At 29.6% G+C, this 12,301-nt stretch carries 9 protein-coding genes and 7 pseudogenes; all 16 read right to left on the bottom strand.

Translation table 11 applies throughout. The features are described from left to right. Positions 1 to 99: 99 nt before the first annotated feature. Positions 100 to 1,422, bottom strand: a pseudogene (locus PL321_RS15010) (pyrimidine-nucleoside phosphorylase). Positions 1,423 to 1,436: 14 nt separating this feature from the next. Then, positions 1,437 to 2,255, bottom strand: a pseudogene (locus PL321_RS15005) (purine-nucleoside phosphorylase). Positions 2,256 to 2,269: 14 nt separating this feature from the next. Next, positions 2,270 to 3,440 (bottom strand): annotated as a pseudogene (locus tag PL321_RS15000) (phosphopentomutase). A gap of 184 nt (positions 3,441 to 3,624) precedes the next feature. Then, a pseudogene (xerD, locus tag PL321_RS14995) lies at positions 3,625 to 4,501 on the bottom strand (site-specific tyrosine recombinase XerD). A gap of 396 nt (positions 4,502 to 4,897) precedes the next feature. Beyond that, on the bottom strand, positions 4,898 to 5,404 hold the full coding sequence (gene spoIIM / locus PL321_RS14990) for a stage II sporulation protein M (RefSeq protein ID WP_273964604.1): 507 nt from the start codon (positions 5,402 to 5,404) through the stop codon (positions 4,898 to 4,900). A gap of 77 nt (positions 5,405 to 5,481) precedes the next feature. Further along, a complete protein-coding gene (locus tag PL321_RS14985) occupies positions 5,482 to 6,012 on the bottom strand; it encodes an NUDIX hydrolase (RefSeq protein ID WP_273962551.1) in 531 nt (176 codons plus the stop codon). Positions 6,013 to 6,056: 44 nt separating this feature from the next. Continuing rightward, positions 6,057 to 6,861: pseudogene (gene spo0A / locus PL321_RS14980) on the bottom strand (sporulation transcription factor Spo0A). Positions 6,862 to 6,988: 127 nt separating this feature from the next. Continuing rightward, positions 6,989 to 7,620 (bottom strand): annotated as a pseudogene (locus PL321_RS14975) (SpoIVB peptidase S55 domain-containing protein). 346 nt (positions 7,621 to 7,966) lie between these two features. After that, entirely contained in the window at positions 7,967 to 8,200 is a 234-nt protein-coding gene (locus tag PL321_RS14970; RefSeq protein WP_273962550.1) for a hypothetical protein, read from the bottom strand. 210 nt (positions 8,201 to 8,410) lie between these two features. Next, positions 8,411 to 8,611: a hypothetical protein gene (locus PL321_RS14965; protein WP_273962549.1), complete on the bottom strand. Its 201-nt coding sequence runs from the start codon at positions 8,609 to 8,611 to the stop codon at positions 8,411 to 8,413. A 23-nt stretch (positions 8,612 to 8,634) separates the two neighbouring features. Next, positions 8,635 to 9,351, bottom strand: a complete 717-nt coding sequence (locus PL321_RS14960) for a hypothetical protein (protein WP_273962548.1) — start codon at positions 9,349 to 9,351, stop codon at positions 8,635 to 8,637. 8 nt (positions 9,352 to 9,359) lie between these two features. After that, positions 9,360 to 9,617 carry a hypothetical protein gene (locus PL321_RS14955; RefSeq protein ID WP_273962547.1) on the bottom strand — a complete coding sequence of 86 codons (258 nt, stop codon included), beginning with the start codon at positions 9,615 to 9,617 and terminating at the stop codon, positions 9,360 to 9,362. A 175-nt stretch (positions 9,618 to 9,792) separates the two neighbouring features. Beyond that, on the bottom strand, positions 9,793 to 10,101 hold the full coding sequence (locus tag PL321_RS14950) for an AAA family ATPase (RefSeq protein WP_273962546.1): 309 nt from the start codon (positions 10,099 to 10,101) through the stop codon (positions 9,793 to 9,795). Between the two features lie 11 nt (positions 10,102 to 10,112). Further along, the gene (locus tag PL321_RS14945) at positions 10,113 to 10,565 is read right to left on the bottom strand and encodes an arginine repressor (RefSeq protein ID WP_273962545.1); all 453 of its coding nucleotides are present in this window, start codon (positions 10,563 to 10,565) and stop codon (positions 10,113 to 10,115) included. Between the two features lie 19 nt (positions 10,566 to 10,584). After that, positions 10,585 to 11,436 (bottom strand): NAD(+)/NADH kinase, encoded by an 852-nt coding sequence (locus PL321_RS14940; RefSeq protein WP_273962544.1) that lies wholly within the window; start codon positions 11,434 to 11,436, stop codon positions 10,585 to 10,587. 48 nt (positions 11,437 to 11,484) lie between these two features. Further along, a pseudogene (locus PL321_RS14935) lies at positions 11,485 to 12,293 on the bottom strand (TlyA family RNA methyltransferase). Between the last annotated feature and the right edge of the window lie 8 nt (positions 12,294 to 12,301).

Below are 12,301 nucleotides of genomic sequence, written 5' to 3'. Positions count from 1 at the left end.
CCCTAATGTTTTTTATTTATTGTTAGTTTTCCCTGTTTTTCAAATTGTATTAACAAAAGGCAAGAGTCGTTAACTTTTCTTGTTAACGACTCTTTATATTTATATTCTTCTTATACCATCCTTAGTAACAATTCCAAATATTAATGGCCTATCTTCTGGTTTTTTCCTTCTATATGATATGCTTCTAATAGTTTTTCTTCTGAAGTTTTTGCCTTATTTAAATCATTTACATATAAGTATGCTATAACATCTCCCTTTTAACATAGCTACCTACCTTTTCTTTAATTATAATACCTACTGCAGGATCAATTGGACTTTCCTTTGTTTCTCTACCAGCACCTAAAATTAATGCTGCTATACCAATTTGATCAGCAATAATTCTTGTTATATATCCTTCTCTATCTGCCTTAACTTCAATTATATGTTGTGCCTTTGGAAGAAGTTCCAGATTCTCAATTACTGAAACATCTCCACCTTGTGCCATAACAAACTCTTTAAATTTTTCATAAGCAGCACCTGAAGTTATTGTTTCTGTTAACATTTTTCTTGCTTCCTCTTCAGTTTTAGCTTTACCAGCAAGAAGTAACATTTGTGTTCCTAAAACGATACATAATTCTAATAAGTCTTCTGGTCCATTACCCTTTAAAGTTTCAACTGCTTCTTTTACTTCCAAAGCATTGCCTACAGCATATCCTAAAGGTTGATCCATATCTGAAATAACAGCTATAGTATTTCTTCCTACATTAGTACCTATATCCACCATTTCTTGAGCAAGTTCAAAGGAATCCTCTAATGTTTTCATAAATGCACCTGTACCTGTCTTTACATCAAGTACAATTGCATCTGCACCTGCTGCTATTTTTTTACTCATTATACTTGAAGCTATTAATGATACATTATCTACAGTTGCAGTAACATCTCTTAAAGCATAAAGCTTTTTATCAGCTGGAGCTAAATCAGCTGTCTGTCCTCCAACTGCCATTTTAATTCTGTTTACATTATCTATAAATTGCTTTTTAGTCATTTCAACAGAAAAACCTTTTATAGACTCTAATTTATCAATTGTACCACCTGTATGTCCTAGTCCTCTACCTGACATTTTAGCTACAGGAACACAACAAGCTGCTACCATAGGTGCAAGCACAAGAGTAGTTTTATCACCTACACCGCCAGTACTATGCTTATCAACCTTTATTCCTTCTATTTCAGACAAATCAATAGTTTCACCTGAATTAACCATTGCCATTGTTAGATCAGCTGTTTCTCTCTTTGACATCTTGTTTAGAAATATTGCCATTAAAAGTGCAGAAACTTGATAATCAGGTATATTCCCTTTGTATATCCATCAACAAAGAAGTTTATTTCTTCTGTTGTTAATTCTTGCCCATTTCTCTTCTTTAAAATAATATCATACATTCTCATATGTATTTGCCCCCTTATATTCTCTTTACAATCTCGCTAACTAAATTTTTAAATTTATCCTTAACTAAATTGGAGGTTTCTATAACTTCTTCTGTGGCTTAATGGCACTTCTAATATACCAGCAGCCATATTTGTTATGCAGGAGATACCAAGCACACTCATTCCGCTATGGTTTGCAACAATTACCTCTGGAACTGTAGACATACCTACTGCATCTCCGCCTAATATTCTAATCATCCTAATTTCTGCAGGTGTTTCATAGGATGGCCCTGTCATCATAAAATAAACACCTTCTTTTAATTCAATTCCTAAATCCTTTGCAACATCCTTTGCTGTATTTATTAATTCTTTACAATATGCACTTGACATATCAGGAAATCTTGGTCCAAAATCCTTAAGGTTAGGCCCTATTAATGGGTTTGTTCCAGAAAAATTAATATGGTCATTTATTATCATTAAATCTCCAGGCTTAAATCCTGTATTTACTCCACCTGCTGCATTTGTAACTATTAATTTCTCCACACCTAATAACTTTAGAACCCTTATTGGGAATGTTACTGTATTCATATCATATCCTTCATAAAAATGAAATCTTCCCTGCATCATAATTACTTTTTGCCTTTAAGATCTCCATATATAAACTTACCCGCGTGCCCCTCTACTGTTGATATAGGGAAGTTTGGTATTTCGTTGTAATTTAACTCTATTCTGTTTGTAACTTCATCTGCTAAACTACCAAGACCTGAACCTAAAATTATTGCAACTTTAGGTTCATCCTTTATCTTATCTTTTATATATTGACAAGCTGCGTTTAATTTTTGCATATATGTCATATATATTCCTCCTGTTATTTTAAGATTTCCTTTGCAAAGCTCTCTCCTGCTATATCAGCTTTTACATTAAGAAGATCTGCAATTGTCTTACCAATATCTGCAAAGGATTTTCTTGTACCTATATTTACGTTTTGCTTAATAGCCTTTCCATATACAAAAATTGGTATATATTCACGTGAATGGTCTGTACTTGGAGTTGTTGGATCACATCCGTGATCAGCTGTAATTATAAGAACATCATCATCTCTTAAATTATTTATTAATTCAGGTATTCTTGCATCAAACTCCTTTAATGCTTTTGCATAACCCTCTACGTCATTTCTATGTCCATAAACCATATCGAAGTCAACTAAATTTGTAAAAATTAAACCCTTACTATCATCCTTTAAATAGTCAATAGTTTTATCTACCCCATCCATATTATTTTTGTATGTACAGCCTTAGTTATACCATATCCACCAAATATATCTTCAATTTTGCCTACTGCACAAACATCCATACCATTTTCAGCTATATAGTTTAGTAATGTCTTCTTAAAAGGCTTCATTGAAAAATCTCTTCTGTTTGGCGTTCTTTTGTAATTTCCACTTGTTCCAATGAATGGTCTTGCTATTACTCTTCCTACTCCGTGCTCATCCTTTAGCATATCTCTTGCAATTTGGCACATTCTATATAGTTCTTCTAATGGTATTACCTCTTCGTGAGCTGCAATTTGGAAAACACTATCTGCTGATGTATAAACTATTGGATAACCAGTTTTAACGTGTTCATCTCCTAATTCTTGAATAATAGCAGTTCCTGATGCAGGCTTATTACCTATTACCTTTCTTCCTATTTTACTTTCAAATTCCTCAATTATCTCTTTTGGAAAACCATTTGGATAGGTTGGAAATGCTTTTTCCAAAATTAATCCAGATATTTCCCAGTGTCCTGTAGTGGTGTCTTTACCCTTTGACATCTCAAGTGATCTACCATAGCAACCAATTACATTCTCTTCTCTTTGTATTCACTAACCCCATCTATATAACCCAAGCCAAGCTTTTGCAAATTAGGTAGTTCAAAACCTTTTATCTCTTTTGCAATATTACCAAGTGTATTACTTCCTTCATCATTGTATTCGTGTGCATCTGGTAACTCCCCAATTCCTACACTATCAAGTACAACTAATGTAACCCTATTAACCATAAAATCACCTCTTGTTTTAATAATTTTCTTAATAATCTTGGGATTTTTATTATAACTTATTTTTTCAAAAAGAAAAGACTTTAAACACTTAAGTTTACTAAAACTTAATAAAAATACACCTTAAAGAAAGATTATTTGCAAGAAATCTTTCATAAGGTGTATTTTTCTCATTTCACTTTATACTTTATGCTCTTGGATGTGATTTTTATACACATCACTAATTTTGTTTTTTAATAGTTCAGCATACATCTGTGTTGTTGAAATATCTGAGTGTCCTAACATTTGTTGAACAGAACGCAAATCTGCTCCATTTTCAATCAAGTGAGCTGCAAATGAATGCCTTAATGTATGAGGGGTTATTTCTTTATTTATGTTTGCTAATTTTGCATAATATTTTATAACTTTCCAAAATCCTTGTCTGGTCAATCTTTCTCCTCTGTGATTTAAAAACAAAGCATTCTCTTCATTATTTTTAATGAAAGTGTATCTATATTTTTCTATATAATTTGTCAATGCTTCAATTGCAAGTTTTCCAATTGGAACTATTCTCTCCTTTGAACCATTACACTTAACATATCCTAAAAGCATATTTACATCATCTACATTTAAATTTATAAGTTCTGTTACTCTAATACCTGTTGCATATAGAATTTCAAGCATTGCCTTATCTCTTGCACCCTTAGGCTCACCTTCATTTGGCATCGCAAGAAGCGTCTCAACCTCATCTATGGTTAATATTTCTGGAAGTTTTTTTCAACCTTAGGTGCTTCTATATCGATAGTTGGATCTTGATCTATTACTCCTTTTAAAATGTTTTGTTTATAAAAGGAACGAAGTGTTGCCAAACTCCTTAAAATTGAGGAAGTAGCTTTCCCTTGTTTTTGTAGGTACAATATATAAGCTATAATATTTGTTCTCTTTACATTCTTATAATCTAATCCTTCATTTTTAAGATATTCTAAAAATTGTTGTAGATCTCTACTATAACTTTCAATTGTATTTTGGCTTAAAGATTTAGTTAATGCTATTTCATTAATAAAATCTTTAACTAACTCATTCATTTGCAGTACCCCTTTGTATATATATTATATCTTATTAATTCTACATTTTTTTAAAATTCCTTCATTATATTATCGAAAAAAATACTTCTAATTAATAGCTTTAAATGAAAAATTTTATTTGAATTTTTATCAATATTATACATTACAAGTTTTGCATCACCCTCTGGTTTTAAATCAATTATACTGTTTAGAGTTCTAAAAAAATGTAAAAAGTAAAATTAAAAATAGAACTATTGTAAAATTTATCACAAATTTTTCAATTCTATTCATAAAGTTCACCCTATTGTATAATTAAATAACCAGACAGACTTTTTAATATAAATGGCACTAAAAATGACTCATATAAACTTCCTATAAACATTATCAAAAATAAAAACATAAATATTAAAAATATATCTAATAATCCATTTTTTTACCTAAAAAACTATTTTTCTGTAGACTTTTCTTAAATGTCCAAAATCCGTGTTCAATTGCTATAGCAGAAGCAATAATTAAACAAGGGACATATATAATATTTTGAGGAATGACTGCTGTAAATAAGAATAATAACCCTTTAGCCCCCATAGTTTGTAAAATAAAGGCTATCGTAAATCCTAAAATAAACCCCTTAAAGGAATCAAAAATAAAAATTAAAGGCACACCTATATAAGTAATGCAAAGTAGTAATATTAATAATAGAGTTTGTCCATTATTTTTTATTGACCTTAAGAAAATAGATACATTATCAATATTTTCATTTGATATTATTTGAAAAAAATTGTTTATATAGACTAATACACTTTGTTTACTGTTTGAATCTAATGCCTTAGCCATAAAAGCTCCAACTGATAAACCTATAGCAAAAATAATGTTACAAAAATATAATAAAAAATTTTCCTTTAAATGCTTAGAAAAAAACTTGATTTATTAATTGTTGGCATAAAAATACACCTCCTCTTTTGTCTAATTTAAATATATGAGGAGGTACTATAAAATATTCTTTACTTATTAATAAAATCATCTAACAATAATATACCTATTATTGATTTTGCATCCTTTATTGTGCCATCTAATATCATCCTTTTTGCTTCTGAAATTGGAACTTTAATTAGTTCTAAGTATTCATCTTCATCGAAATTGGTTTTTGTCTTTATCATTTTATCGCAAAAATAGATGTATAGCTTCTCTGTACAAAATCCAGGTGACGTATATATTGATGTCATCAACTTCATATCTAAAGCTTTAAAGCCTGTTTCCTCTTCTAACTCTCTAAAAGCACAATTTAATGGTTCTTCACCCTTTTCAAGCTTACCAGCAGGAATTTCATAAATTATTTCATCAAAGGGTCTTCTATATTGTCTAACAAGAAGTACATTATCTTCTTGAACTGCCACTATTCCTACTCCACCATTATGTTCAACTATTTCTCTGGTTGATATTCTATTAGAGCAGGTCTTAACCTCATCAATTCTTAAATTTATCACTTTTCCATTAAATAAATAGTTACTTTTTAAAGTCTTTTCTTTAAACATTAAATCACTCCTTTAAAAAAATAATCCATTTAAATGGATTATTTTTAACCTAATTTTTGTTTAAGTCTTAATTTGTCCGCAATCATAGCAATAAATTCACTATTAGTTGGCTTTCCTTTATCATTATGAATAGTATATCCAAATATTTTATTTATAGTCTCTACTTGTCCTCTTGCCCAAGCAACCTCTATAGCGTGTCTTATTGCTCTTTCTACTCTACTTGGTGTAGTATTGTATTTTCTGGCTATTGATGGATACAACTCCTTTGTTATTGCACTTAAAAGTTCAATATCATTAACTACCATTTGGATTGCATCTCTTAAGTACATATATCCCTTTATATGTGCTGGTACACCTATTTCGTGTATTATATTTGTTATCTCAGCTTCTAAATTATTTGAAGTATTAATTTTTGTTATAGTTGGTTCAGTTCTAACAAAAGTAACTTTTTGCTTGTTTCTACTACACCTTGATTGAACATTTGTCTAATTCTCTTTGAGAATATTTCCATATCAAAGGGTTTAACTACATAATATTCTGCACCTAAATTTATTGCTCTTTGTGTTATTTTATCCTGTCCAACAGCTGATAAAACTATTACCTTTGGAATCTTGCTATCTTCAAAAGAATTAATTTTTTCTAAAACACCAAGACCATCTAAATGAGGCATTATTATATCTAATACCAAAACATCTGGGTTTGTTTTTGTACCAAGTCTACAGCTTCTATACCATCCTTTGCAACACCTAAAACCTCAAAGTCTTCTTGTGTCTTTAAATACTCGTGTAAAATTGTTGAAAACTCCTTATTATCATCTGCAATTACAATTTTAATTTTTTCACCATTCATATTTGAACCTCCCCTACCCGCCTTATCCAAATTAATATTCTATTAATGTTATTCGACAAATATATTAGATTTCCTTCTAAGAAAATAAATTTTTAATGAAGAAAGCTGCAGATTGCAGCTTTCTTCATTAAAAGTCATCTTTTAACTCTTCATACATCCATTCAGCATAAATTGCATATCCCATATCAGGTCTATTTATAAAAACGTGAGTCACTGCTCCAACTAACTTATCATCCTGTATAACTGGGCTACCACTCATACCCTGAACAATTCCTCCTGTCTTTTCTATTAAATTTTTGTCAGTAATCCTTATTACCATACTTTTTGAATTTGGAGAATTTTGTTTATTAACCTTTTCAATATTAATACTATATTCTCTGACAGCATCGTCAACTTCTACTAAAATTTTTGCAGGGCCTTCTTTAATTTCATTTTGACTTGCTATAGTATATTGTTTAGTATCAGGTTTTATAAAGTCATTTAAATTTTTTATACTACCATATATACCACAGATAGTGTTTTTGTTAAGTCTCCTAATTTATCTTCTTCATTGAAAGCTCCTCTAAGCTCACCTGGTTTTCCCTTTTCACCCTTTGTTATATCAATAATTTTAGATTTATATATATTTCCTTCTCTAACTACAAGAAGCTGGCCTGTATCTATATCATTGATAGGATGACCTAATGCCGCATACTTTTTAAGTTTAGGGTCAATAAAAGTTAATGTTCCTATTCCTGATGTGGAATCTCTTACCCACATACCTAATTTATATTGATTATTTTTATTCAACACTGGATTTACAGAAACATTAATATATTTATCTTTTCTTTTAATTTTTAAATCTAAAGAGTTTCCATTAGATTTTGATATTTCTTCAGACATATCCTTGATATTGTAAACTTTTTACCATTTATTTCAGTAATCATATCTCCTATTTGGATATTAGATAAAACTGCTGGACTTTGTTTTTTACCGCTATTTGTTTCTATATCAGAAAAGCCAACAACTAATATGCCTTCAGTATAAAGTTTAACTCCTATAGAATGACCTCCAGCATAAACCCTTCTATCTTTGTTAAAATTAATAGTTACTTCTTTTATTGGTACTACTCCAAAAGTTTAATGTAACCTCTAATAGTACTTTTGTTTTGAGTACTTACGTATTCAAAATCCTTCGAGGTAAGTTTAATTATTTTGCCTTTTGACAATTCAATATCATTTATATCTCTTGTAACATTAATTGAAGAAGGAATTTTATTTATATAATTTATTAAAAATGTAAATAATATTAATATAATAAACAGCATTAATTTTGCTGGTTTAAATACTCTATTTTTCATTTTATCACTCCTCTGCCATTCTTTATAACTCCACCTTCCTTTCTTTAATTCTAAGTTAACCTTTTTATGTCCATATATACTATAATAAAGAATGAAACTTATACATCATACACTTTATTTGTAAGGTTATGTTTAATTAAAAAGTATTACATTTTAAATTAAATAATTTACAAAATTAAATTCAAAAGTAAAAAGGACTTGAAAAGTCCTTTAATGCCTTATTTGATTTTTAAGTTGTTCTGCTAAATCTAATATTTCCTTTGCATTTGTCTTTGTAAGTTCTGTTACAATTGCTCCTCCAAGCATTCTTGCAAGTTCATCAATTCTTTCGTGATTTTGTAAGTCATTAACTAACGTAATAGTTTTATTATTATCTACTATCTTTTGAATTTTAAAATGCTTGTCTCCCATTGATGCAATTTGTGGAAGATGAGTTACACATAGAATTTGGTGTTTTTTGATATAAGCACCATTTTTTCAGCTACACTCTGTGCAGTTCTGCCACTTATACCTGTGTCTATTTCATCAAATATTAATATTGGAATACTGTCAACATCTGCCACAACACTTTTTATAGCCAACATAATTCTTGATATTTCTCCACCCGAAGCAACTTTATGTAAAGGTTTTAAAGGCTCTCCTATATTAGAAGATATCATAAATTTTACTTCATCTCTACCATTGTTGTCAAACTTTTCTTTTTCTATTACCTCAACAGCAAAAACAGCCTTTTCCATTCCCAAATATTTTAATTCAGATTCTATTTTTTCCTTAAGCTTAATGGCTGTCTCTTTTCTAATAGACGAAATTTTATTAGCTAAAATTTGTAATTCATCTATTATTTTATTATGCTCAACTTTTAATTCTTCTAAAGTTTCATCACTCTTTTCTAAAATTTCTAATTCAGCTTTAATAGCTTCATAATAATGCAAAATTTCTTTAATATCCTTGCCATATTTTCTTTTAAGCTTGCCTATTAAATCTAATCTATTTTCTATTTCATTAAGTTCGTCATCGTTGTATTCTATTTTATCTTTAAAATCTCTTATAGACTCTACTGCATCTTCTAATTTATAATACACTTCTTCTAATGAAACTTTTATGCTATTTAATTTCTCATCATAATGTGCAACCTGTTCTAAACTCACCATTGCAGAACCTATAGAATCAAATGCACTCTCATAATCTTCACTACTATAAATTTTTGGTAAGCTGTATTTAAACAAGCAAATATTTTTTCAGCATTTTTTAAAATGTCTCTTCTTTGAATTAAATCCTCTTCTTCTCCTTCTTTAAGTTGAGCATCACTTATTTCCTGGACTTGAAATTTTAATAAATCAATCTTTCTAAGCCTTAATTGTTCATCTTGGGTTAATTTTTCTATTTCCTTCTCTATTGATTTTAATTTATCGAACATTTCTTTATAGGTAAATTTGATTTTTTAAAATCTTCTCCACAAAACGAATCTAATATATCTATGTGCTTAGTTTCATCTAAAAGGGATTGATGTTCGTGCTGACCGTGTATATCTATTAAATACTTACTAATTTCTCTTATAAAAGATAAACTTGTTGTTCTGCCGTTAACTCTTATTATGCTTTTATTATTTTGATTAATCTCCTGGCAAGTACCAAATAATCGTCACTATCTATGCCATTCTCAAACAATAAACTACTTATATTATCATTTTTGATCTCAAAAATTCCCTCAACATATGCATAATCACAACCTGTACGAATTATCTCTTTGTTAAATTTTTCACCCACTAAAAAGCTCACAGAATCTATTAAAATTGATTTTCCAGCACCTGTTTCTCCTGTTAAGACATTAAATCCATTAGAAAAATCCAATTCTAACTCGTCTATTAAAGCAAAATTTTTTATCCTTAGTTTAAGAAGCATATTATGCCCCCTTATTCATTTATTAGTCTTCTAAATTTAGCAACTAATTCTTCTGCCTTTTCATTTGACCTTGCCATTACAAAAATAGTATTATCTCCTGCAATAGTACCAACTATTCCATCCCATCTTAACGTATCTATAGCTTCAGCAGCTGCAGAGGTTGAACCTGATAATGTCTTTAAAACAATCATATTGTTTACATAATCAATTGTTAAAACTGTTTGTGAAAAAATGCTAACAAGCTTTTCAGTTAAGTAATTATCTCCCTGTGCCATAGATGCATATTTATATTTTCCATCCTTAGTTAAAACCTTTATTAGCTTTAACTCCTTGATATCCCTTGAAACTGTAGCTTGAGTAACATCCATTCCTATTTTACGTAATTCATCAACTAATTCCTCTTGCGTTTCAATTTCCTTATTATTAATTATTTCAAGAATTTTTGCGTGTCTTGAAATCTTCATATGTTCCCTCTCTTCCCAATTATCTATCTTTTAATTTACTTCTTAATATGTCATAAAATGACCTATTTGTAGTTTTTATTAATTTCAAAGAACATTGAGCTTTAATTAAATGAATCTTGTCTTTTGGTAATAATTTAAATACTTCTTGACCATCAGCAGTTAAATAAACTTCTCCGTTTTGATGCTCACTTACCTCTATTATTATATCATCCTTATCTGATACAACAATAGTTCTTGATTTTAATGAATGAGGGCAAATTGGTGTAATTAACATTAAACTCATAGTAGGACTCACTATTGGACCACCAGCAGAGAGTGAATAAGCAGTCGAACCTGTAGGTGTCGATATAAGTAATCCATCGGCATTATATTTATCTATGAAATTTTTTCCAACATAGGCATTTAGCTTAACAAGTTTTAATAAGTGTCCCCTTGTAATGCATACATCATTTAATGCGTAAAGCGTGTTTATAATAGTTTTATCTCTATAAACATCTGCCTGAATCATCATTCTCTCTTCAATACTGTAGTTTCCATTTTTAATACTTTCTAATGAAGTATAAATATCTTTAATTTCAACTTCAGTTATAAATCCTAAATTTCCAAGGTTTACCCCCAAAATAGGTGTATCATATTTTGTCAAACCTCTTGCTATTCCTAATATTGTTCCATCTCCACCTAAAACAATAATAAAGTCCGACTCACTATACATCAAATCTTTTGTAACTATATTAAGATTAGAATGTCTTATTTTTAAATCATACGGTATATAAACAATAAATTCATTAATTAAAAGCCAATTAATTATCTCTTTAGTAATTGCAAAACCCTCATCCTTTTCTCTATTAACAAAAATCCCAACCTTTAACATAATTCTCTCCCTATTTAATAAAATTCAACACATAATACTCTTTTCCTTCTAAGCATTTAAGGATTTATGTGCTTCTTCTACAACATCTTGAATTATTTTATCTTCTATTAAACCTTCATCTTTTTTATTAATTAAATACGCTAAATATTCTATATTACCTTCTGGCCCCTTTATTGGCGAAAAAGTCAAGCCTTTTATTGAATAACCTAAAGTAGCAGCAAATTCTAATACGGATTTTATAACTTCAATGTGGACCTCTTTGTCTCTCACCACACCTTTTTACCTACTTTTTCTCTTCCTGCTTCAAACTGTGGTTTTATTAAGCATACAACTTCTGCTTCTTCCTTTGAAAGTTCTTTTACCACAGGCAATACAAGTTTTAAAGAAATAAAGGACACGTCTATTGATGTAAAATCAACTGGCTCTCCTATATCCTCTTTTTTAACATATCTAATATTAGTCCTCTCCATACATACTACCCTTTTGTCATTTCTTAATTCCCAAGCCATTTGTCCATAACCAACATCAATTGCATAAACTCTTACTGCACCATTTTTCAACATACAATCAGTAAATCCACCTGTTGAAGCTCCAACATCCATTGCTACTTTATTATTAAGATCAATATTGAAGCCCTTTATAGCCTTTTCAAGTTTTAATCCTCCTCTACTTACATAAGGAATTGCTTGTCCTTTTACTATTATCTGCGAATCAACATTGATTTTTTCACCTGGTTTGTCAACTCTTTGATTATTTACAAAAACAAGACCAGCCATAATATTTTTTCTTGCCTTTTCCCTTGAATCGAAAAAACCTTTTTCAACTAACAAGACATCAATTCTTTCCTTATCCGCCATCTTTCTCT

It is taken from the genome of Caloramator sp. mosi_1, from assembly GCF_028622835.1.
Lineage (GTDB): Bacteria > Bacillota > Clostridia > Clostridiales > Caloramatoraceae > Thermobrachium.
Note: the sequence above shows the minus strand (reverse complement) of the source record. Positions and strands in the feature narration are given on the sequence as shown.